Source organism: Mesorhizobium sp. P2_D1 (assembly GCF_056404455.1).
Window position 1 is genome coordinate 1 of the sequence record NZ_JBFUDZ010000078.1, and the last position, 21,054, is coordinate 21,054.

At 60.0% G+C, this 21,054-nt stretch carries 21 protein-coding genes, 1 tRNA gene and 2 pseudogenes; 9 read left to right on the top strand and 15 right to left on the bottom strand.

Features of this window, described 5'->3' with window-relative positions; genetic code table 11:
* The coding region (locus AC1D0I_RS30240; protein ID WP_477399712.1) for a thermonuclease family protein at positions 1–338 on the top strand (338 nt) is incomplete at its 5' end.
* A gap of 760 nt (positions 339–1,098) precedes the next feature.
* Positions 1,099–1,536 (top strand): DUF2182 domain-containing protein, encoded by a 438-nt coding sequence (locus AC1D0I_RS30245; RefSeq protein ID WP_477399722.1) that lies wholly within the window; start codon positions 1,099–1,101, stop codon positions 1,534–1,536.
* A gap of 96 nt (positions 1,537–1,632) precedes the next feature.
* Here the strand turns inward: AC1D0I_RS30245 and AC1D0I_RS30250 are convergent, their stop codons facing one another.
* On the bottom strand, positions 1,633–1,815 hold the full coding sequence (locus tag AC1D0I_RS30250) for a hypothetical protein (RefSeq protein WP_477344808.1): 183 nt from the start codon (positions 1,813–1,815) through the stop codon (positions 1,633–1,635).
* Positions 1,816–2,267: 452 nt separating this feature from the next.
* Positions 2,268–2,510, bottom strand: a complete 243-nt coding sequence (locus AC1D0I_RS30255) for a hypothetical protein (RefSeq protein ID WP_477344810.1) — start codon at positions 2,508–2,510, stop codon at positions 2,268–2,270.
* Positions 2,511–2,785: 275 nt separating this feature from the next.
* Here AC1D0I_RS30255 and AC1D0I_RS30260 point away from each other — a divergent pair, with 275 nt between their 5' ends.
* Positions 2,786–3,694 carry a LysR family transcriptional regulator gene (locus tag AC1D0I_RS30260; RefSeq protein ID WP_379102991.1) on the top strand — a complete coding sequence of 303 codons (909 nt, stop codon included), beginning with the start codon at positions 2,786–2,788 and terminating at the stop codon, positions 3,692–3,694.
* A 141-nt stretch (positions 3,695–3,835) separates the two neighbouring features.
* Here AC1D0I_RS30260 and AC1D0I_RS30265 read toward each other — a convergent pair.
* Positions 3,836–4,176 (bottom strand): annotated as a pseudogene (locus tag AC1D0I_RS30265) (nucleotidyltransferase domain-containing protein); the annotation flags it as partial.
* Positions 4,177–4,417: 241 nt separating this feature from the next.
* Here AC1D0I_RS30265 and AC1D0I_RS30270 point away from each other — a divergent pair.
* Positions 4,418–5,254, top strand: a complete 837-nt coding sequence (locus AC1D0I_RS30270) for an OmpA family protein (protein ID WP_477344812.1) — start codon at positions 4,418–4,420, stop codon at positions 5,252–5,254.
* A gap of 121 nt (positions 5,255–5,375) precedes the next feature.
* Here AC1D0I_RS30270 and AC1D0I_RS30275 read toward each other — a convergent pair whose 3' ends face one another.
* From AC1D0I_RS30275 to AC1D0I_RS30320, 10 genes and pseudogenes are all read right to left on the bottom strand, one after another.
* On the bottom strand, positions 5,376–5,813 hold the full coding sequence (locus AC1D0I_RS30275; RefSeq protein WP_477344814.1) for a GFA family protein: 438 nt from the start codon (positions 5,811–5,813) through the stop codon (positions 5,376–5,378).
* A 264-nt stretch (positions 5,814–6,077) separates the two neighbouring features.
* Positions 6,078–7,112 carry an AMP-binding protein gene (locus tag AC1D0I_RS30280; protein ID WP_477344949.1) on the bottom strand — a complete coding sequence of 345 codons (1,035 nt, stop codon included), beginning with the start codon at positions 7,110–7,112 and terminating at the stop codon, positions 6,078–6,080.
* The gene (locus AC1D0I_RS30285; protein WP_477344816.1) at positions 7,109–7,630 is read right to left on the bottom strand and encodes an AMP-binding protein; all 522 of its coding nucleotides are present in this window, start codon (positions 7,628–7,630) and stop codon (positions 7,109–7,111) included. The genes AC1D0I_RS30280 and AC1D0I_RS30285 overlap by 4 nt, the downstream gene beginning before the upstream one ends.
* Before the next feature lie 50 nt (positions 7,631–7,680).
* Positions 7,681–8,436, bottom strand: coding sequence for an SDR family NAD(P)-dependent oxidoreductase (locus AC1D0I_RS30290; protein WP_477344818.1), 756 nt, complete (start codon positions 8,434–8,436; stop codon positions 7,681–7,683).
* Positions 8,437–8,500: 64 nt separating this feature from the next.
* Positions 8,501–9,076, bottom strand: a complete 576-nt coding sequence (locus tag AC1D0I_RS30295) for a hypothetical protein (protein WP_477344820.1) — start codon at positions 9,074–9,076, stop codon at positions 8,501–8,503.
* An 80-nt stretch (positions 9,077–9,156) separates the two neighbouring features.
* A complete protein-coding gene (locus tag AC1D0I_RS30300; protein WP_477344822.1) occupies positions 9,157–9,744 on the bottom strand; it encodes a GNAT family N-acetyltransferase in 588 nt (195 codons plus the stop codon).
* 285 nt (positions 9,745–10,029) lie between these two features.
* Positions 10,030–10,512, bottom strand: a complete 483-nt coding sequence (locus AC1D0I_RS30305; RefSeq protein WP_477344824.1) for a hypothetical protein — start codon at positions 10,510–10,512, stop codon at positions 10,030–10,032.
* Positions 10,513–10,646: 134 nt separating this feature from the next.
* Positions 10,647–11,458: pseudogene (locus AC1D0I_RS30310) on the bottom strand (IS3 family transposase); the annotation flags it as partial.
* A gap of 493 nt (positions 11,459–11,951) precedes the next feature.
* Positions 11,952–13,175, bottom strand: a complete 1,224-nt coding sequence (locus tag AC1D0I_RS30315; RefSeq protein ID WP_477399716.1) for a PAN domain-containing protein — start codon at positions 13,173–13,175, stop codon at positions 11,952–11,954.
* On the bottom strand, positions 13,159–14,814 hold the full coding sequence (locus AC1D0I_RS30320; RefSeq protein WP_477399718.1) for an ABC transporter permease: 1,656 nt from the start codon (positions 14,812–14,814) through the stop codon (positions 13,159–13,161). Before AC1D0I_RS30320 ends, AC1D0I_RS30315 begins: the two co-directional genes overlap by 17 nt.
* A gap of 283 nt (positions 14,815–15,097) precedes the next feature.
* On the opposite strand from AC1D0I_RS30320, the gene tnpA reads away from it, so the two are divergent.
* The 3 genes from tnpA to tnpC all read left to right on the top strand — a co-directional run bounded on the left by tnpA (position 15,098) and on the right by tnpC (position 17,484).
* Positions 15,098–15,544 (top strand): IS66-like element accessory protein TnpA, encoded by a 447-nt coding sequence (tnpA, locus tag AC1D0I_RS30325; RefSeq protein ID WP_023772704.1) that lies wholly within the window; start codon positions 15,098–15,100, stop codon positions 15,542–15,544.
* A 26-nt stretch (positions 15,545–15,570) separates the two neighbouring features.
* Positions 15,571–15,897: an IS66 family insertion sequence element accessory protein TnpB gene (gene tnpB / locus AC1D0I_RS30330; protein WP_224690299.1), complete on the top strand. Its 327-nt coding sequence runs from the start codon at positions 15,571–15,573 to the stop codon at positions 15,895–15,897.
* Positions 15,898–16,005: 108 nt separating this feature from the next.
* Positions 16,006–17,484, top strand: a complete 1,479-nt coding sequence (gene tnpC, locus AC1D0I_RS30335; RefSeq protein ID WP_352611486.1) for an IS66 family transposase — start codon at positions 16,006–16,008, stop codon at positions 17,482–17,484.
* Between the two features lie 9 nt (positions 17,485–17,493).
* Here tnpC and AC1D0I_RS30340 read toward each other — a convergent pair whose 3' ends face one another.
* Complete coding sequence (locus tag AC1D0I_RS30340; RefSeq protein WP_477399720.1) at positions 17,494–17,892, bottom strand: hypothetical protein; 399 nt, start codon at positions 17,890–17,892, stop codon at positions 17,494–17,496.
* Positions 17,893–18,020: 128 nt separating this feature from the next.
* Here AC1D0I_RS30340 and AC1D0I_RS30345 point away from each other — a divergent pair, with 128 nt between their 5' ends.
* Positions 18,021–19,046, top strand: a complete 1,026-nt coding sequence (locus AC1D0I_RS30345) for a recombinase family protein (protein ID WP_477399725.1) — start codon at positions 18,021–18,023, stop codon at positions 19,044–19,046.
* 672 nt (positions 19,047–19,718) lie between these two features.
* Here the strand turns inward: AC1D0I_RS30345 and AC1D0I_RS30350 are convergent.
* Positions 19,719–19,795, bottom strand: a tRNA-Met gene (locus tag AC1D0I_RS30350).
* Positions 19,796–20,034: 239 nt separating this feature from the next.
* Here AC1D0I_RS30350 and AC1D0I_RS30355 point away from each other — a divergent pair.
* Positions 20,035–21,000 (top strand): Gfo/Idh/MocA family protein, encoded by a 966-nt coding sequence (locus tag AC1D0I_RS30355; protein ID WP_095081773.1) that lies wholly within the window; start codon positions 20,035–20,037, stop codon positions 20,998–21,000.
* Positions 21,001–21,054: the final 54 nt, after the last annotated feature.

The following is a 21,054-nucleotide window of genomic DNA, read 5'->3' on the forward strand; positions in this document are numbered from 1 at the left end:
GTATCGATGCCCCCGAACTTTCGCAGCCGTGTTTTGATGCCGCTGACAAAATCTGGCCCTGCGGCAGGTATGCGCGTGACCACATTCGCCATCTCATTGCCTCCGGGGATGTATCCTGCACCATCGAAGGCAAGGACCGCTATGATAACGATGTCGGCGTCTGCTTCGTGGGCGGCATCGATCTCGCCCGCGATCTGGTCAAACACGGATTGGCGGTTGCCGATAAACAATCGCCTCGATACCTTGGCGAAGAGCGCGAAGCTCGCATTGCCAAACGCAACTTGTGGGCAGGGCACTTTATCGATCCCGGCGAATATAGACGGGGTGGACGCCGATAGGCTTGGTGCCAGCCTACATCGCCTCTGACGGTGCAAAGAAGCAGTTTTCGTGCTCCTCGGTCGGGTGCAGGCAGATATGGAAATTGTCATCGCCGGACGGAATTACGGCATCGTAGGGGACGAAATAGCGGTTTGGGCGAGTGACTCTATGGTGATCGCCAGGCCTCAAGATGATGACATAGCCATCAGGTCGGGGGGGCACGGTTGTGCTGGGAATCGTATCGCATTCTCCGATCACCGGATCGCCATGACAGCAGGCTGGCGGATAGGTCCAGTTACTTCGAGCGCTATGCGCAGAGACATCGTCAAGTGCGGCGGCCGTGGCGATCACGAGTGCGAAGCTCCCCAAGCGTGCTTGTCCGATCCCGTGCACCGAAATGTCCCCGAGAGCGACCGATGCCGTCAATTGTACACCATTCGCAAGCGCTAATATACCAAGGCGTTTGGTCCGCATGGGCTCACCAGCCATCTGTACGATTTTAACCAAGGCGCATCGGTGCATCTCATTACAGAAAAGTTGAAATGCGGCGCATTTGCAACGTTGCTAAATAGTAGCGGCGGGGTTCGCTGTCGTGGATTGGCTGGCTCCTGTGGGGGGGTCTTGGGTAAAGACAGCCGCCCGACAAGGGGTAAAGGCCCGTCGCTTGGCAAGTGGGGCGGCGGGCCTTTTGTCTCCTGCATCGGTTATCCACAGCGCTGCCTGCAATCCGTAAAACTGTCGGGGTTCGCTTACGCTCTCAGGCCGGGCACCACGGTGCCCGTGGGTCCAAAAGCCCACCCCGCACACCGGCGCCGCGGCCGCTCTCGACAATCGACACCATCACGCTGCGCGCTCGGTGCCACGCTTGGCGTCGCAGGGCTCTACCAATTCACAACCCTCAAGCACATTTGCCTCAGCCATTGCCGTTCGCCGCTTGCCTTCGTTGCGCAGCACTGGCGCGACGGGCGTGTTGGCGCGCTCGAGATGGGGCTGCGCCATGGCCTCTATTGCTTTGGCTGCTGCTGGGCGCTGTTTGCCGTGCTGGTCGCGACCGGCGTCATGAGCATCGCCTGGATGCTGCTTTTGACGCTGGTCGTCTTCGTCGAGAAGCTGCCGCCCCGTGTCCGCCGCTTCGAAGGTAGTTTGGGCGTTGCGCTAGTGGCCCTCGGGATCGTTGTATCGCTCGGGGCGATCGATATGCCGTGGATGCGCGGCTAGCGGCCTTCCCTTCCATTCCCGCCAAACCCCGCCCAGCTTTCAGCGCGTCTGCTCCAGCGCGCCGCGTGCCAATAAAGGAAAATGGCAATGGGTCAGTTACCCACTGCCAAGCATCGACAGGCCGACCTTGCGCGCCGACAGGCCGGTCTTGTCCAGCGTGACATCGTCGCCGACAACGCCGAACGGCACGGCCAGCAAGCCGTCCGGCTCCTGCGCCCCGTGCCCGGAAATCAAGGCCCGGTCGCCGCGCACATTCACCCAGGAAAAGGGCAGCACCATGCCAGGCGGCAGCTTCGGCGGCCCGGGCAGGACGATACAAAGCTCTGCGAGCCGACGACCGGCGCCGCGTTGGCTCCCGCCAGCCTCCCGCCGAGCTTTCCTGCTTGCCGCCGCCTCATCAAGCGGGCAATCGCTCCAAGGTCGGCGCCGACCCCCCGTGGCGCGGAGGTCGTCGATCCCCGCGCCGGCAAGCAACGACCTACTGGAAATTGAAATACAGTGCCGGCGGGTACTGCGACCCGTCGGTGGCCGGCACATTTGCCTGCGCCGCGGGCTTGACCCCGCCTGTGGCTATGTGTCCAGCGGCGGCTTGGCCTGCTCGGCCTTGGCGGCAACGTCCTGCGTCACCGGGACTTTCTTCTGGGCCTCCGCCGTCTGCGACAGGGCAAGCACGACGAACAGCCCTGACATAACGAATTTCTTGACGGTTTTGCTCTCCTGGCTCTGTGGCCTCATGGCTTGAAACCAGACTCGTCGAGCACGGCGACCTGGTTGCCGTCGATGTAGAAGCGGATCGCGTGCGCCTCGTTGTCGATGTCTATGCGCGTCGGTTGCGCGGCCAGCCCCGCCGGGGCGGTCCTAGCATATTTCGAGGGAAAATCCCCAGCCGGTGCGTAATGGAAGAGTAACGGCAATGCGATGCATCCGACGGTAAATACAAGGAAGGTAAGTCTGGAAGAGATGGTCGACGTCATCTAGTCGTTCCTTCAGGTTGAAGTTGCATTTACGGTTCGGTTGCTCCAGGATTTCCGATCCTGGCACAATCGAGCCGGCGCTGGCGTGGTCTAGCAGGCAATTGTTTGATCAGTATTTGCAGATCGCAAAAAAGCTCTTGTCGGAGCTGGTTGTGAGCTAAGTCACCGGAGATGGGAGCGCTACGAATTAATTATCTCGATGACGTGCTGCTGTCTTGTGCTATGTTTTGTTCAGCCTGCTGCAAAAATTGCAGCGGTGATGCCAGAGGCCGCCGATGCGTTACCTGAACTCCGCTCACTATATCAATGTGGTGGCCAAGACCGGTTCGATCCGCGCCGCCGCGGAATTGCTCGCCATAACCTCGACGGCGCTCAACCGGCGTATATTGGCGATGGAGGCCGAACTCGGCGTTGCGATTTTCGAGCGACTGCCTCACGGCGTGCGATTGTCCAGCGCCGGCGAGCTTCTAGTGCAGCACATGCGCAACCAGTTATCCGATATGGAGCACGTGAAATCGCAGATTGCAGACCTTGCTGGCGCCCGGCGCGGCCATGTGGCTATCGCCTGCAGCCAGGCGCTATTGCCCTACCACCTGCCGATGCAGATCTCACTCTACCGCAAGGAACATCCGAATGTGACCTTCGGAGTGCACCTGCGCGACCGGGAGGAGGCCGAGCGTGCCTTGGTCGATCACACGGCCGACATCGCCATCGTCTACGAGCCAACCCGGCTAGCTGCTTTCATGACGCTGATGCGGGTGCACCAGCCAGTGCATGCGGTTATGCGGCCCGATCATCCGCTGGCTTCTCACGAGACGGTGCGCTTGCGCGCTTGCCTCGACTATCCAATCGCGCTTCCCACATCAAGTTACGGCGTGCGCTACCTGCTCGACATCGGGGCGCAATCGTCATCGCTGCAGCTGGAGCCGGTGATTCAATCGGACAGCTTCGAATTCCTGCGCAACCATGCTATCTCGGAGGATATCATCACTTTCCATTTCCCAATTGGCCTGTCCCACCAGACGATGACTGGTGACATGATCTCCCGGCCGCTCGACCCGCGCGACGTGCCCGCTGGCATGCTCTATGTCGGCCAACTCAAGGGCCGCACCCTACCGGTGGCTGCTGCCCGTTTCGCCGACCAGCTTTCCGCCTCGCTGGCGCAGCAGTATGACGTGTCGTGATGGCACCTGCCACTCGGCTTGATGCACCTGGATAAGGCTGTCGGGGTTGCTGTCAAGCGTTGCTGGTGTATGCGCACCCGTCAGGTGCGCAGCGACACTGTCCGGGCCTTTGTCGGCCCACGACCTACCTAGGCCCGCGAAGCGCCGGCTGTGCACGATGAAGCTGGTCGGCGTCTTGATGGCGCGATCACGTTCCAGCCGGCCCTTCGCCTTGTACCAGTAGGCGAAGTCGGAGAGCTTGTTGTTGTTGACGACCACCAGCAGATCGAAATCGCTTCGGTAGCCCATCATCGTCAGTGGCTCGTCGACCCAGTCACCGCGGGCATAGGAGCCGAACAGGATGATCTTCAGGATAGGGCCGCTCTTCTTCCAGTCCGCACTGCTCTCCGTCAGCGCGTCCTCGAATCGGCATGCAGGATTTCGACCACACGGGCCAGTTCCTCCTGCTTGTGCTCCGGCAAATGATCGATGCTCCGCTGCAGCCCCTGTTTTGGACAGTCAGAAGGAATCTGCTCCGAGCAATGGACCAGCACCCGCAACGACGGGAGAGCAGACGGACCAACCGGCACCCCCAGATGCTGATCCCCCTCCGACGTCCGACGCTGCAGCGACTGAGGCTGCCCAGCCTAAGAAGATTGAGTCCGTCAAGTCAGAAGAAGGCTCGCGGCGCGACCGCTCGCCCGAGGAGGAGGGGCGAAGCGCGAGCGTCCGGAGGGAACTGACGTGGTCCGCGAGATCGGCGACCGGATCATTATCCAGTTCGGCGTCGAAAGTAACGACCGGCCGCGCATGACTCGTGGCGCCAAGGAGGTCTACTATGAAGACCTTCCCCGTGGCCGCACCCGCGAGACGATCGTGCGCGAGAACGGCAACCAAATTGTCACTGTGCGGGATCGATATGGCAACGTGATCCGGCGCTCCCGCATCACCGCGGATGGCCGCGAGTTCGTGATGGTCTATGTTGACGATGAATACTACCGCGACAACAACTGGCGGGATCCTGGCCTCGACCTGCCCCCAATCCGGCTCACGATTCCGGTGAATGATTATGTCCTAGATGCGGCCGACGAAGACGACCCGCAGCGATACTACACGTTTCTGGACCAGCCTCCGGTCGAGCGCATCCAACGACTCTACTCCGTTGACGAAGTGAAGCGCTCGGCCCGTCTTCGTGATATTGTCCGCCGCGTGGACCTCGATACGCTGACTTTCGAGACCGGGTCAGCTGATATAGCTGAAGGCGAATTGGGAAAGCTGAAGGGTCTCGCCGAGGCCATGGAGAAACTATTGGGCGAGAATCCGGCTGAAACCTTCCTGATCGAGGGTCACACCGACGCTGTCGGCTCGGACGAAGCCAATCTCGCGCTGTCGGACAGGCGCGCCGAATCCGTCGCGTCCGCCCTTACCAACAGCTTTGCAATTCCGCCGGAAAACTTGGTAACGCAGGGTTACGGCGAGCAGTATCTGAAGGTGAAGACCGAAGAAGCCGCTCGTGAAAATCGGCGCGTTGGCATCCGCCGCATCACGCCACTAGTCGCGCCTGTTGCAAGCGCCAACTAACGCAATAAGAGCCGGCGATTGGTCATCAATCGCCGGCCAGCGTCGTACCTGCCAAGCGAAAGTTGTTGGAGATCAGTATTCGCCGAGAAAAAGAGCAAAGTGGCGATTCCTGCATTTGTGTCTAACCAAACAATAAAGCTTCCGCTGCGTCGCGAAACGGGCTCGTTACCTGTGGAAGTCCGTCATTCAAAACCTCCCATTCGATTTTGTAGTTAGTCTGAGTGTGAACGACCTGTCCCACAAGGCTTCTGCGGTCATCGGCCAATCCTCTGGATGGTCGAGCGAGCCAATCATTATCCACATGTCCGGAGCTTTGTCGTAGACGAACACGAGCGAGGGAACCGCATCCAGTACAAAATCCCCGTTGTGCCACTTCACTTGATCGAAAATAGGTGGGCGTCCCTTGTGTGAATTCTACGCCGTCGTCAAAGCGCAGACCGGCCATATGCGGAACGCCATAGGCCTTTTGACAAATCCGACAGTGGCAGAAGGCTCCCGCAGTCGGGGCCTTGATTGATCGGTATCGAATCGCCCCACAAAGACAGCCACCTTCGATCATACCGCCAATCCCATAGATCGGATGATAACGTTCGCTGAGTATACATCAAATCATACGACGAAGGACTGCAATTAGCGCATCCCCTGCGTTCGCTGGTGCCAACGCCGGTCCGGCAGCCTTTGCCCGGAAGCAGTAGGTCAGCTTGTGGTGAGGGAACTACTAGCGGACCTTCAACCTCCGCGGTTGCTTCGGCAAGTTCAAGGCATCCTCAAGATCGACATCCAGAAYCGTGTTCTATCGCCCGGTTAACTCGAAGCGGTACAGTTAACCCAATGCTTTCCAATCGAGCTTTCCTGTCGATGTACGGGGTAGAGACTTTCTATACTCGAAAATTCGTGGGATCTTGTACGACGATAAGTTCTCCTCGCACCACGAGGTCAATTTTGCGGAAGCATCCTCCTCAGGTCTACCCGGCTTCAGCACGACGAGAGCCTTGACCGACTGTCCGCGCCGTTCGTCCTCGATGCCAGTCACGCCCGCGTCGGCGACATCGGCATGCGACATCAGCACCTTCTCAATCTCGGCAGGCCAGACTTTGAATCCGGATATGTTGATCATCCGTTTGCGGCGATCGGTGATGAACAAGAAGCCGTCGGCATCCACATGGCCTATGTCGCCTGTCATGAAGAGCTTCTTCCCATTGCGATGCATATAGGTGGCCTCCGTTTCCGCTGGCCGGCGGAAATATCCGCTGAACAGTTGCGGCGAGGCGATGACGAGCTCTCCATCGACGCCGGTCTCGCAAGGTTCTCCTGTGTCAAGTGAGACGATACTCGCTTCAACACCCTCGAGCGGGAGGCCGATCGATCCCGGCTTCGGCGCAGCGCGCGGATTCATATGCGTCGCCGCCATGGTTTCAGTCATGCCGAACCCCTCGACATAGTGCAGGCCGGTGACAGCATGGACCCGCTCGTGCAGGGAAACTGGCATGGCAGCGCCACCGCCACCCAGGAACTTCAGACTCAATAGGTCGTACCTTGCGATACCTGTCGCTTCGACAAAATCTTTCATTATGGTCGCGATATTGCGCCAACACGTGATCTTGTGACGCTCGATCAACTTTGCGGCGATCTCAGCATTCCACTGCCCTGCAAGGACAAGCGCTGCGCCCGCTGCGATCGGCACGTTCATAGAGCTTTGCATGCCGGTGACGTGGTAAAGCGGAAGGCTTACCAGAGCGACATCATCCGACGTGATAGCGCTGGCTTTGCGCGTGCTTGCAATAGCGCGCTGGACCCCGCCGTGAAGGTGTGCGCAACCTTTCGGATCGCCTGTCGTGCCCGAGGTGTAGACGATCAGCGCAAGTCATCGCGTTGCACCCCTCGCTTTGCAGGCATCCCTCCGCATTCTGTGGCCTGCTCGAAGGATTCCCACTGCCGTCCAGCGGGGCCGACATTTAATCGGTTGGTTTCTGGGGCCCCAACAATCAATCCGCCGCGCAGGCATTCTATCGGCCCCGCCAGCAAGAGTGACGCCTGAGCGCCGTATGTAACCGCGAGTCCGGGCCTCGCATCAGCCAGGATCTGCTGCACTTCGCGCGCCGTCTTTCTAGGATTTATGGGAATGACGACACCGCCGGCCCGCAGCACGGCATAATAGGAAATGATGAATTCCAGATCGTTTTCGAGGATAAGCAGCACTGTCTCGCCGCGCGCCAGCGACAATTTAGATTGCAGGAACGCAGCCACCGCATTCGCCAGTTGATCGAGTTCTTCATAGGTAACGACACGATCTTCGATGAAGACGGCGGGCTTTGTCGGATACCGTTCGGCTGAAGCGCTGAGATTGGTGTCAAGGGGGCGGACTGCGAAACTCATGAGGGTCGACCCGTGCTTGTCTCTGTTCCACGTGGCAGGTTGGCGCGGATTCAGGAGATCAGTTCGCCTCCGTCCGCGATGATGACCTGCCCCGTTACATAGGCGCTGGCATCGGACGCCAGAAACAGAGCCACCCCGGCAATGTCTTCTGGCGTTCCTATCCGACGAAGTGGCGTGTGATTTTCGATTTTCTCCAGCCGTTCCGGATCTTCCCACAATTCCCGCGCGAACTCCGTCTTGACGAGTCCTGGCGCTATGGAATTGACGCGAATACCTTTCGGACCCCACTCAACCGCCAAGGTGCGGGTCAGTTGGATCAGCGCAGCCTTGGAAACTCCATAGGCGCCGATGCCCTCAGTACCGCGCAGGGCGGCAATGCTCGAAATCATGATCACCGATCCGCCTCCAGCGTCTGCGATATGGGGAAGCGCCGCCTTGCACAGCCAGAGATTGCCCCGCAGGTTGGTGGCAAAGATCTTTTCAAAAGCAGCGTCTTCTATATCGGTGAGAGATCCGAAGAAGGGGTTGGCAGCCGCGCTGCCGACGACAATGTTCAGACGGCCGTACTGACTAACGGCTCTGTTGACGAGTTGTTCGACCTGATCCCTTTTGCTCATGTTACAAGGTTGGGAAATCGCTTCGATCCCTTGCATATTGAGATGTCTGAGACCTTCCTCACAATTCTCCTTCTTGCGGCTTGAGATGACAATTTTGGCTCCGGCTTGCCCAAAGGCTTCTGCTATCGCCAAGCCGATGCCCCTTGTCGATCCGGTGATGATCGCCACCTTATCCGAAATCTCGAACATCGACCTTCCTGGTACGCCATCGAGCAAGATGCACGCGTTAGGCATTCACGTCAAACGCAAGGGGTCAAAGTGATCGGCAAGGTGTAGGCCGCATCCTGGTCGACGAGGGAAGAATGGCTGACCGCCACGTGTGCATCCAATGCAGTCCGAGGAAATAGACTTCGGGGCAGGCGGTTATGCCGCGCTGTTGGATTGGAACGCCATTGGCATCGGTGACCGGCAGCTTCAACCAGTCGAAGCTATAGGCATACCCAGTTGCCCAAATGACGCTACCGACGTTTTCTTGGCGCAGGTTCAGTCTGCGGATGCCATCGACACAGGAAGGCGCCAGTGGCGCCGATGTCTCCTTTTGATGGAGTTCGGAACTCATTGTGGTCGCCAGCGCATCCGCCACCTCGATGAAACCAGCATGGCTCTTGTCGGCTGCGGCCAGCAACTCGCCGGCGTCGCCAGCAAGCATCAGCGTGCCATCGCTGATGCCCAACACGCGTCCGACAAGGGTCGCACCGGCAAGGCCGAGGAGGTCGTATCCCCCATCCACACCCGTTATGACGATGGGCGGCTTATCGCGCTGCCTGTAACGCCAGACCGCGCTAACGAGCATCGTGGCGGTGATTGCGGCGATGTAGAGGGGAACCACTACTTGCGCTTCGTTCGACCCTCTGGGTCGTGCATACGCATTTCCTTGTGCGTGCAGATTCCGACTGCGCGAGTTTCGGGTTAGCGGGGTTCGCGTATCATTGGGAACAACGGTGGCGAATCTCCTGATCGAATCTCTCCCAACACCCGAAAGCCATGGCGCTCATAGAGCTGCCGGTTGGCGGGGCTGGTTGCTTCAAGATAGGCGGGTTGTTGATCGCGGTCGCAAGCAACCAGCCCATGCCGCATCAATTCCGTTCCGTATCCCCGCCCCTGAGACACGGGATCAACCCCAATCAAGGGAAGGTACCAGTGGTGTTCATGGGGATGATAAGCGGCCATCTGTTCAAACACAAACAGCAGCTCGCCAAGCTTCGGCTCAGACATGTTTTGCGCAAAGAGTTCACCTATCGGCCCATCGTCCGGTTGAACCCCCGGCGGCAACCACTGTGCCACGCCGGAAAAATCGCCAATGACATGGGCCGAGCCGTGGTCAAAAGACTTCCCGCCAAAGAGAGTCACCAGTGGCATGAATGTATTTATGTACTGAAGCGGGTCAGGCCAGGCCCAGCGCGCCACCGGATCGGCGCTGAACGCCATCGTCATGGCAGCTTCAAACCGATCCTTGTCCGATCTGGTGGCCGGGCGGATATCTAGCGCACAGTCCATGGCGCGTCTCGTTTGAATTGTCGTCGGGAAAGGCTCCTCCCGCGCCGATTAATTTATATGCATATTAGTGGTCACGCAACTAAGGCTATCGGGCCGTAGAGGGCGAGCGATGCCTGAAAAGTCGGTGACAACCTACATCGTGAGCGTCTCGAGAAGCCGCACTGGCGCACAATCCTGAGCACCAAGGTCAAGGGAGAAGCCGAGGCGCTTGAACAGGCCATGCTTCAGGGCGGCGTAAATCGCAGATCGAGGAGATCACGCCGAAGTCCAAGAGACGCTAGGTCGTTACTTCTTCTTCGGCGTCTGAGGTGGCACTAGTGTGACGTAAGGTGTCCTCGGCTCCTTGCCAGGCTCCCGGTAAAACGGTGCCAAATCGCCGGAGGGTCCGAGCGATTTGATGTAAAGATACACCGAACGCAAGTCGCTTTCGCTCATGGCTTGGATTTGGTACCAGGGCATCGGCGGCAAATTGACCTTGTTCTTGAGGTGGTCGATCCATTTGTCCTCAGTGAAGCCCATTGCCGAGTCCCTGAGATTTGCAGCATAGGTCGTGCCCCAGGGGCCTTGCCAGCCAATCGAGGAGCCTTTGAGCGCCTTGGCCGGATCAATCTTCCCATCGGCTTCACGGTATCCTTCGGTGTGGCAGAAATGGCAGCCGCCGATGATCGAAATATACAAACCGTGTTCGACGGAAACTTGGTCTGCCGCAAGTAGGCTGGATGGCACGATGCACAGAGCGACGACCGCACAAAGATCGATTGTTCGCATATTCGCAGCCTCCCCATGACTGATTGCACCAAGGCGGGCCCGACAACCCTTGGGTTTGGGAACTCCGAGACGCCGGGCCCTTGGACCGGAGAGACGGGTGGATCTGGCCTGCTGCCGGTTCAGTGGATAGGCACTTAAGCTAACATCGCTATTTCCTCGAACTCAACTGGGCTGAGATAGCCCAGCGTCGAGTGGCGCCGCTTGGGATTGTAGAAGCGCTCGATGTAGTCGACGCCTTGGCGGCATCTCTCGTCCTGTAGACCTTACGGGCCGTCCTCTCGGTTTTGAGCGACGAGAAGAAGCTCTCCATCGCCGCATTGTCCCAGACATTGCCGGACCTGCTCATCGAGCAGGTGATGCCATGGTCGGCCATCAGCCGCTGGAACTGCTCGCTCGTATATTGGCTGCCCTGATCGGAATGATGCAGCAGACTGTCGGGCTTGCCTCTCCTCCAGATCGCCATGATGAGGGCGTCGGTGACGAGTTGGGCTGTCATCTCGGCCTTCATCGACCAGCCGACGACGCGGCGCGAGAACAGGTCGACTACTGCGGCAACGTAGAGCCAGCCTTGCGCGGTCCAGATGTAGGTGAAGTCGGCCACCCACTTCTGGTTCGGTGCCGATGCCTCGAAGGCGCGGTCGAGGATGTTCTGCGATACTGACGCGACCAGCCGCTCCCCAGCATCCTTCGGCAAGCCACGTCGGCGTGGCCGGGCTCGCAGGCCGTTCTCCCGCATCAGTCGTTCGATGCGATGCAGGCCGCAAGAGAGCCCCTCCGCCAGGACATCGTGCCAGACCCGGCGTGTGCCGTAGGTGCGGTCGCTGCTCTTGAAGCTTCGGTCTATCTCGACAAGAAGAGCCTCGTCATACCGGGACCGGGCGCTGGGGTTTCGGTTGAGCCAGGCATGGAAGCCGGAACGGGACACATCCAGTGCACTGCACAGCCATGGGCTTACATCCCGGCTCCCGAGCTCAAGGCCGTGGCCTGAGAACACCGCTTACCACACAGCCACCATGCGGCGACGACCATCGTGGCCGACCTCAATGATGATGTTGGACGATGCTGGGCCAGGAAATCAGCAAGGGCGAGAGATGCCTTCTGGCCGCAGAGATACTTTTTACCCGAACTGTCCAGGCAGAGCTGATCGCTCTCGGGCGCATCAATGCCATTGAAGCGGATTCGCTGCCCTTGGATCTCGATCGTGTCGCCGTCGACGACATAAGGTACGCCAACCAGCGGGGCCGCAACGGCGGGGGAGGGGCAATGAGCAAGGCGGCGGACAAGAGCATCAATGCTGCGTGTCGAAGGATAATCTGTAGGTCCGCCCGCGACATGTCCGCAATGCGATTGGCGGCGCTTTCAAGCTCTTCGGTGACGGATGTTCGAGTCACTGTCGGTCATGGCTTCGTTCTCTGCGCAGTTTTCGGGCCGATGCCGATTCAACTGCGGGTGGCTTTAACGCCCGACACCACGCCCTTGAAGGGAGACGATGATGTCACAGTGTCGAGCACGGCGCACATCTTGTTCGGACCGTCAAAATTGAAGCCTAGACATCTCTGATCAGCTGCGCAGGCCAATACGCAGTCGGCATAGTTGCTCCGTACATTCGCGTAAGCGCCCCCAACGACTACTGTGTCCTTGGCGAAAACAAGGCTGGAGTACTGAAGATTAGCCTTAATGGCTCCCTTCGCCGCCATCACCGCATCAGGACTCCTAACCAGGATAGACCCGTTATTTTTCATGAAACAGGCGGAGTGCTTCTTATCGTAGGTGAGTGCTAAGCAGCGGCGATCTGCTTCGCATTGGGCCTGACACTGCTCAAGCGAGACATTCCAAGCAGGCATACCCGGCAGATCGTTTCCGATCGCGTCCCATCCGTCCTGCACGGAGAGTTCTTCGGCCGCGGTCGCTGCTTCTTTCCGCTCATGGTCCATATCGAAATCGCTTGGCGCGAAACTGGCCTCGTCGAGCCAGAGGCAACGGCTGGCGAGTTCTCGCGCCGAATTGTCGTCAAGGCCCACCGACGCGAGTGTCTCGATCGATGACACCGGTGCCTGCGGCTTCGATGTAGGTGAGGTTCTGTTGACAAGCCTTACCTGAACCTCGACTCCGGTGTTCGCCAGCCTCCGCGTATAACACCAAGCGGTGTCCCAAGTTGGATCTTTCTCACTGTCGAAGTGATGACCGGACTCGAGTTGCCAAGTGTTGCCAGCGTAAGTCACTTGGCGATTGGCGAACTTTACGAAATCGAACGTATCTGGATTGGTTGGGTCGGTGGGCGGCGGCATCTGCTGCTCGTTTGACGGCGACTTCGGCTTGTCTGTCTTGCCCTCCTCGGCAACTGTCTCGCCACCCGGAGCTCCGTCTTCTGATTTCTTTGTCTCTTTTGGCTGGTTCTCGTTCGGGTTTGACGGTTGGTTTTGGGCGACCGGCGGCTCCGGTTGGATCATTGTTGGGTCGCGATCAAAGACCAGCCACACACCTAGACCGATCCCAACTGCGGCCACGGCGATGGCAGCGCCGGTAGCCATCCGCCGAAACGCATTGGCACGAGCGATCTTGTCGTGCGCAGCTGCTTCTGCCTGCAGAGTTGGAATGGCCGACCGTTTGATCTGCAGATCGATCGCTTGTTCGAGCAGCTTGGTGTTATGTCGTACGAGCACGTCTGCTACCCCGCTTCGCCCCCGTTGCCGGCTCGTCAAAATCTAATTGCAAGTCACCTTCCAGGGCTTTCTCTATGCGGTCGCGTTGCCCTTTTGCAGAAACCCTCACCAGATCGACTACTTCGGGGGGCAGTTCCTGGTCCAATGCCCGGCGCAACGCTTCCGGGTCGTCAGTAAGGATGGGAACATAGAGGATCTCTTTGACGACCTTCTCGACTTCGACGGGAACCTCGATACGCTTTTCGACTTCTCTGTCGAACGGCACCTGCACGGGTACTTTCCGGACACGGCGCCACCGCCAGCGTAGGAGCATTCGGCGTAGCAAACGCGAGAGTTTCCTATCACTCTGAACCTCGGCCTGTGCGCCGATGCGTTGTAGGGCCAGCGCGACCATCGCCGTGATCGGCCCCGCTAGTGCGGCGATGAATGCAAGCGAGGCGAACCAGATCGTCGAAACCGTGCCGGCCTGGGGTTCTGTAACGTCTTCTGGCTTCACCCCATACCAGCGAGCTGCCAGCCTACGGATCTGATCGTTGCGAGCAACCGGGAGGCGCTCTGTTTCCAGGCGGCTCAGTTCCGTCGCGATGGCCTCTTGCCGCTGCTGGTTCTTCGCGAGCGTCTCTGACTTGCGAGTAGCGGCTTCTTGAGCGGCCGCTAGCCCAGTACGTGCCTCGTCAAGTTTACGATCCCAATCGGCAGCGGTACCGTCGTAGAGTTTCTCCAGATCGTTGCGCCTAGCCTCAAGGCGCTGTTTGTCTTCGGGGGTCATCGGAGGACTATCTTTTCGCAGCCTCTCATATTCAGCGCGGGCCGCGGCGGCTGCGGGCTCCAATTCAGCCAGTTTCGGCGCGAATTCGGCCTCTTTTTTGGGCCGCGGGTTAGTCAGCTTGTTCAGCCCTTCTTCGTTGCGCTGCACTGATGCAAGGTCGCCTGTTTCGCGTGCGCTCTTTATGCGCTCAACGTAGCTATCCCGCTGTCGCTCGAACTGCTCCACGGCGTCCTTGATCTCTCGATCGCGCCGTTCCACCAGTGCGCTTAGTGCTGCTAGTTTCTCTTCGAGATATTCTTTGGCTCGCGCTGCCGCTGGTGAAAGGGTGGTTGCGGCCTGCAGCTCTTCGTCAACCTCTGTTATCCGTGCACGCAATTTGTCGCGCTCGGTGTCAGCCAATCCACCGAGCTGCTCCAGATCGCTTCGGGCTTTTGCCTCGTCGTCAGTGTTTCGCAAGCTTTCGGCTGCAGCCTTGAGATTCTCGAGCTCTTGCTGAAGTCCTTTAGTTTGGTTAGCGAAGTTGGCATACTGCACTTCGCGCATTGTGCTGGCACGCTCCAATCCGAGTAGGACTGTCTCAAAAGTGATGCCGGCCAATACGAGCAGAAACGCCAGGATAACAGGTTTCCAAATCCACGAGGCGCCGAACAGAAGCGTGGCGATTGGGATTTTCGTCAGCTCAGCAATCGCGATCATAAAGAACGGGGCACTTGCAAGGACAAGGTCCATTGAGTCCGCCGCCTGATTGGCAACAAAGCCGCGGTAACTCAGAGCGACGCCGGTTGTTAGACCGATGATCGCCGCAACGATTTCAAGTGCCCACGCACCGCGATACGTCCACTGGCCATAGCTCGCCAGTTTCTGGCTCATTGCCGTGTGCATGTACAATCCCCACCCTTTGCCCAGCCCATCTTGACATGCAACGCTGGCGATTGCAGCAAAATTTGCCGGCGGATAAAGCGTAACTTGGAACAAGGTGAATAACCGGCGAGCCGGTGACAAAGACTTTGTTGTGTCTGCTAGACTGATTTATTTGAGATGGCGCCTTATCTCAGCAAGCGCTTCGTCACTCCATCCGTAAGCGCTGTCCCGTTGGCACCTTTCGCGCGTTGTCGTGAGCGACGATGCTCGGAGCCTTTGAGGGCTTCGACACATGACGATTTCAGAGCTTACGCTTAAGTCCAGGGACGAGGAGCCGGTTCGACGGCTTGAGATATTCACGGGTTCTGGACGGCGGCGCGAATGGTTGCCGGAGGAGAAAGCGCGGATCGTGGCGGAAAGCTACGATGCTGGCGAGACGGTGAGCGCGGTGGCTCGGCGACATGCATTGTCCCCGCAGCAGCTGTTCGCCTGGCGCCGGTCCGCGCGGGTGCCGTTGGCGAATGCGCCGGCACCGGAGCCGTTGTTTGTTCCAGCGGTGGTTGCGGCACAGGAGCCCGAACCGGCGGGGAAGCGCACGAGATCGACACGGCAGCGGAAGGCCGCGCGAGAAACCGGCGTGATAGAGCTGGAGATTGACGGCGTCGCCATGCGGGTCGGTCGTGGCGCCGACGCCAGGACGGTGGCGGCGGTGATCCGTGCGCTGAAGGCGCCGTCGTGATCGGGCCGACGGGTGTGGTCAAGGTGATGGTCGCGACGAAGCCGGTGGACTTCCGCAAGGGGGCCGAAGGCCTGGCGGCGCTGGTGCGCGAGACGATGGGCGCCGATCCGTTCTCTGGCGCGGTCTACGTCTTCAGGGCCAAGCGCGCCGACCGGGTCAAGCTGGTGTACTTCGACGGCACCGGCGTGTGCCTGCTGGCCAAGCGTCTGGAGGACGGGAAGTTCTGCTGGCCTGCCATCACCGATGGCGTGGTGAGGTTGTCGGCGGCGCAATTGCAGGCGCTCCTGGAAGGGTTGGATTGGCGGCGCGTGCATGACGCCCGCGAGACGCGCGCGCCGGTCGCGGCAAGTTGATTCCATGGGAGGCTAGGGGCGCTGGCAAAGCATTGGAATGCATGATTGAATCGGCCTGTGAGCAACCCGGCCGAGCCTCAGACCAACGATCCGATCGCGCTTCAAGCGATGCTCGCGGCGGAGCGCGCCGAGAACGAGCGGTTGCGCCAGATCATCAAGGAACTGCAGCGCCACCGCTTCGGCCGCAGGGCAGAGAGCCTGCCGGTCGACCAGCTGCTGCTGGGCCTGGAAGAGGCCGAGCAGATCGAGGCGGAGGGCTTCGCCGCGGAGGACACCGCCGATCCCGCCAAGCGCGAGGCTCGCGCCAGCAAGCGCCGCGCCAACCGCGGTGCACTGCCCGCGCACCTGGCGCGTATCGAGCAGGTCATCGACATCCCCGACAAGGTCTGCCCGTGCTGCAAGGGAATGCTGCACGTCATGGGCGAGGATCGCTCCGAGCGCCTCGACATCGTGCCGGCCCAGTTCCGCGTGATCGTCACGCGCCGGCCGAAGTATGCCTGCCGGAGCTGCGAGGAGGTCGTTGTGCAAGCGGCGGCTCCGCCACGGCTTGTCGAGGGGGGCATCCCGACCGAGGCGACCGTCGCCCATGTTCTGGTCGGCAAGTACGCTGACCACCTTCCGTTGTATCGCCAGGCGCAGATCTATGCCCGCCAAGGCGTGAACCTGGATCGATCGACGCTCGCCGACTGGGTCGGCAAGGCAGCCTTCCTGCTCCGGCCGATCCACGAGCGGCTGTTCGAGCGGCTGAAGGCGTCCGGCAAGCTCTTCGCCGACGAGACCACGGCGCCGGTGCTCGATCCCGGGCGCGGCCGCACCAAGACGGGCCAGCTGTTCGCTTACGCCCGCGACGATCGCCCCTGGGGCGGGATCGCTCCACCCGGCGTCGCCTATCTCTATGCGCCCGACCGCAAGGCTGAACAGCCGTTGCGCCACCTTCAGGGCTTCGTGGGAATCCTGCAAGTCGACGGCTACGCCGGATACCGGGCGCTGGCCGAGCGCAATGCCGTGAGCCTGGCGTTCTGCTGGGCGCATGTCCGTCGACGCTTCTACGAACTGGCCCAGTCCGGACCCGCGCCGATTGCCACGGAGGCGCTCCAGCGCATCGCCGAGCTCTACAGGATCGAGAGCGAGATACGGGGACGCTCGCCCGAAGAGCGGCGCACCGCCCGCCAGGAGAGAAGCCGCCCCGTCATCGATACCCTCCAGCCATGGCTGCGCGAGAAGCTCGCCCTGGTCAGCCAGAAGAGCAAGCTCGCCGAAGCAATCCGCTACCCGCTCTCGCGCTGGGCCGGACTTGGTCGCTTCCTCGACGACGGCCGCGTCGAGATCGACTCCAACGTGGTCGAACGCTCGATCAGGCCAATCGCCCTCAATCGGAAGAATGCGCTCTTCGCCGGTTCCGACGGCGGTGGCGAGCACTGGGCGACCATCGCCTCGCTCGTAGAAACCGCAAAACTCAACGGCGTCGACCCGTACGCCTACCTCACCGACGTCATCACCCGCATCGTCGCCGGCCATCCGCAAAGCCAACTCGACGACCTGCTGCCCTGGGCCTACGCCCCCGCACCACTCAAGGCCGTGGCCTGAGAACAGCGGTTACGATTTACCCGGATCGAGCTCCGAAACTTCGCCCTTGTCGCCGGCCCTGTCTTCGTCGACCCGGTTCTCGGCATCGAGGTAAGGAAGCGGCTTGCGGGGATCGGCAAGGTACATCACGATCATTTCGTGAACCGTGTCCTTGGAGTCGTTGGTCACCTTGAATGTGACCTCTCCGGCCTTCACCGCACCCGGCGAAGTCTTGATGCCCATGGTCGCCTTGGCGATATCGAGTCCTTGTGTTGCATAGGCGAGCCCCACTGGCATCTCAGTGCTCGCGCCCTTGTCCCACAGCGATATCTGGACAAGCGAAGCAGCCTGGACGACGCCGGCACTGCCGGCCATCAGTATTGCGGCAGCGGCGAGCCCGAGCGCTGCCCTTCTCGATATGCTTTTCATGGCGATCTCCTTTCAGGATGGCAGCAGAGCGCTCCATATCCAAGCCACCATCCCGTTCATGAACATCGCCCACCGTCCTTGCGCCAGATCAAACCGTGCGCCACCATGCGCCTTGCAACCACAACCAGGTGCTCAGGGCAGTCATTTTCCCGCCTATCAAAACCCCTCAATCGGCGCCGCTCTGGCGGCGCAGCAGATTCCTACAAGTAGGTTCCGCGACCATTTTGGCACGAACCCTGAATGCGGAGGGCCTCAGACGCAAGAATGGGAAGTCGTTCGACAAAGGCCTTCTCTATAAGCTGCTCAGCAACCGGGTGTATATCGGCGACGCCGTGCACGGCACGAGCTATCCCGGCGAGCACCAGCCGCTCATCTCGCAGGATCTCTGGGAAAATGTCCGCTTGATCATTGCCGAGGATCCGCGCAAGCGGGCAGGGCACTGCCGTCGGCAGACGCCGGCATTGCTCCGAGGACTGATTTTCGCGCCGAACGGCTACGCAATGACGCCTGCCCACACCAGGAAGAAGGGGCGGCTGTACAGGTACTACGTCACCACCAGCGTACAGAAACTCGGGCCGGAAACCTGCTCGATACGGCGCCTGCCTGCCGGCGAAATCGAGGCCGCAGTCATCGATCAGGTACGCATCCTGCTGCGCTCGCCAGAGATGATTGTGAAGACCTGGGCGACCGCGCGCGAGCACGGCGACGAGATCAGCGAGACCGAGGTGCGCGACGCTCTGATTCAGTTCGATGCTCTTTGGGAGGAACTCTTTCCCGCCGAGCAGGCACGCATCATCCAGTTGCTGGTCGAGCGCATCGACGTCAATGTAGGCGGCATCTCCATCCGCCTTCGCACCGAGGGCATAGCCAGTGTCATCGCGGAGCTTCGGGAACGACGAAACCTGGATAGCGCTTTTGCTTTTGACGCGCTTTCCGACGCCTTCCGAGTAGTCGCCGTGCTCCTGGTCGGTGACATGCACATATCTCACGCCGGTTTCTGTTATGCCGAAATCCGCTTTCTCAAGCTGCAAGATTTCGTTCATGCGCATTCCAGTCCAGAGCGAGATAATTGGTGCCCAATATCGATGACGCTTGAAGATATTTGGTCCTGGCTTGTGGCAACCATGTTTGTCGTCAACGCAACCGTTGAATAGCGGTAGCGCAAAAAGTCGATTGAGTTCGACGATTGAAAACGTCTGGTACGTGGCTTCCTTCGAAAGATGCTTCTTACGTTGGTCTGCCTTCGACCGCGATAGCACGCCGTGTTCAACCAGCAATTCAAGTGCGCGGGGGTCCGTCGTGCGCATTGTCCCGGACGCTTCTCTCATTGCCTGCTGGCAATCTTCTGCCGCTGCGTCCAATAATTCGTTGTAGTCGGGGTCTTCGGGGTCGAGCAAATAGGCGCCTGTTTGCTGGTTCTCTTGATCGCGCTTGTTGAAATACCAAAGGCCAATTTGCCGTGCCCTCGTCGTGTCGAGATTGAGGGCTGATGGTTCATTGACAGCGCTGCTGTCGCGGTGCGCGTAAAGGTCTTCCAACTTCCGCAATTCGGTATTGGTCATAACCGCGAAGAGGCCAGCACGCTCTTTAGCCGTTTTTGCGTCAGAGTGAGATATGCGCTCAATCCAAGCCGTCTTCCCCGCAAGGCCGACAAGGTGCTTCGGGACGTTGCGTTTGAGCTTCTGATCGGAGCCAGTGCCGACGAGGTATAGGGGTTTCGCCATGTCTTCCATCCGCGTAGTGTACCGGCAAAAGGTACCGGGCGCGAGAATGGAATCTTTTTGAAATCAACTGCTTATAATCAGATCAATCCCTTAGGATGGGATTGGTAGCGGGAGAGGGACTTGAACCCCCGACCCCAGGATTATGATTCCCGTGCTCTAACCAACTGAGCTACCCCGCCAGGGCGGCGAAAGGCCCGAAATCCGCCTTAAATCGAAAGGCATGTCGGGGGCGTTCGCCAAGGTCGCGCGGATATAAGGTTGGGAGGGCGAGCCTGTCAAGCTTCGAAGCAACCGGCGCGCCGGCTTATTGTCATTGTCGAAAAGCTTTGCCGCGCAGACATTTGGTTGCCGCCACCGGGGTTGAGTTCGTAGGGGCACGTCGCTATGTCTCGGCCACGAGTTTTAAGAGTTGAAACAGATGAAACCGCGCATTGCAGTCCTCGGTTGCGGATACTGGGGCAGCAACCACATCCGCACCCTCAAGGCGCTCGGCGCGCTGCACGCGGTCTCCGACGCCAACCGGGCTCGCGCCGAAGGCTTCGCCAGCGAGCAGGACTGCCTGGCGATCGAGCCCGACCAACTGTTCGTCCGTGACGATATCGACGCCATCGTCATGGCGTTGCCGCCGCAATTCCATGCCGACCTCGCGGTGCGCGCGTCCGAGAGCGGCAAGGACGTGCTGGTGGAGAAGCCGATCGCGCTGACGGTGCCGGACGCCGAGCGCGCGGTGCAGGCGGCCAAGGACAATGGCCGCGTCTTCATGGTCGGCCATGTCTTGCGTTTTCATCCCGCCTTCGAGACGCTGAAGGGGCTGATCGACAAGGGCGAACTCGGCGAAGTCCGCTACATCCATTCGCATCGGCTCGGCCTCGGCAAGTTCCACACCGAGAACGACGCGCTGTGGGACTTGGCGCCGCACGATTTGTCGATGATCCTGGCGATCACCGGCACCGAGCCGATCGAGGTGCGCGGCGAGGGCGCCGCACTGCTCGACAATCTCAGCGACTTCGCGCATCTGCACATGCGCTTTCCCAACGGCCTGCGCAGCCATCTCTTCACCTCGCGGCTCAATCCCTACCGCGAGCGGCGGCTGACCGTGGTCGGCACCAAGGCGATGGCGGTGTTCGACGACGTCGAACCGTGGGAACGCAAGCTTGCCGTCTACCGCCACGCTGTGTGGCAGGACAGCGGCCAATGGGCCTTCACCACCAATGAGCCGTCCTATGTCGCGGTTGCCCAGGGCATGCCGCTGACGCGTGAGCTGGAGCATTTCATCCAGTGCATCGAAACACGGGCCGAGCCGCGCACCAGCGGCGAGGAAGCGATCAGGGTGCTGCGCATCCTGACCGCGGGGACGGTCACGCATACCACGCCCAATTCCTGAGAGACCGTTTGGACTCTGTCACTCGCCGGCGCGAATTTCGAAACAGTCTCTGAG

What these genes read in the sequence shown, in the direction of transcription:
- AC1D0I_RS30250 (WP_477344808.1), bottom strand. Translation starts at nt 1,815, where the DNA reads ATGGTGCTGCCCTTTTCCTGGGTGAATGTGCGCGGCGACCGGGCCTTG.
- tnpC (WP_352611486.1), top strand. Translation starts at nt 16,006, where the DNA reads ATGCTCGCGGCGGAGCGCGCCGAGAACGAGCGGTTGCGCCAGATCATC.
- AC1D0I_RS30300 (WP_477344822.1), bottom strand. Translation starts at nt 9,744, where the DNA reads ATGGACTGTGCGCTAGATATCCGCCCGGCCACCAGATCGGACAAGGAT.
- AC1D0I_RS30285 (WP_477344816.1), bottom strand. Translation starts at nt 7,630, where the DNA reads ATGAGTTTCGCAGTCCGCCCCCTTGACACCAATCTCAGCGCTTCAGCC.
- AC1D0I_RS30340 (WP_477399720.1), bottom strand. Translation starts at nt 17,892, where the DNA reads ATGAAAAGCATATCGAGAAGGGCAGCGCTCGGGCTCGCCGCTGCCGCA.
- tnpB (WP_224690299.1), top strand. Translation starts at nt 15,571, where the DNA reads ATGGTCGCGACGAAGCCGGTGGACTTCCGCAAGGGGGCCGAAGGCCTG.
- AC1D0I_RS30255 (WP_477344810.1), bottom strand. Translation starts at nt 2,510, where the DNA reads ATGACGTCGACCATCTCTTCCAGACTTACCTTCCTTGTATTTACCGTC.
- AC1D0I_RS30355 (WP_095081773.1), top strand. Translation starts at nt 20,035, where the DNA reads ATGAAACCGCGCATTGCAGTCCTCGGTTGCGGATACTGGGGCAGCAAC.
- AC1D0I_RS30305 (WP_477344824.1), bottom strand. Translation starts at nt 10,512, where the DNA reads ATGCGAACAATCGATCTTTGTGCGGTCGTCGCTCTGTGCATCGTGCCA.
- AC1D0I_RS30290 (WP_477344818.1), bottom strand. Translation starts at nt 8,436, where the DNA reads ATGTTCGAGATTTCGGATAAGGTGGCGATCATCACCGGATCGACAAGG.
- AC1D0I_RS30275 (WP_477344814.1), bottom strand. Translation starts at nt 5,813, where the DNA reads ATGATCGAAGGTGGCTGTCTTTGTGGGGCGATTCGATACCGATCAATC.
- AC1D0I_RS30260 (WP_379102991.1), top strand. Translation starts at nt 2,786, where the DNA reads ATGCGTTACCTGAACTCCGCTCACTATATCAATGTGGTGGCCAAGACC.
- tnpA (WP_023772704.1), top strand. Translation starts at nt 15,098, where the DNA reads ATGACGATTTCAGAGCTTACGCTTAAGTCCAGGGACGAGGAGCCGGTT.
- AC1D0I_RS30320 (WP_477399718.1), bottom strand. Translation starts at nt 14,814, where the DNA reads ATGAGCCAGAAACTGGCGAGCTATGGCCAGTGGACGTATCGCGGTGCG.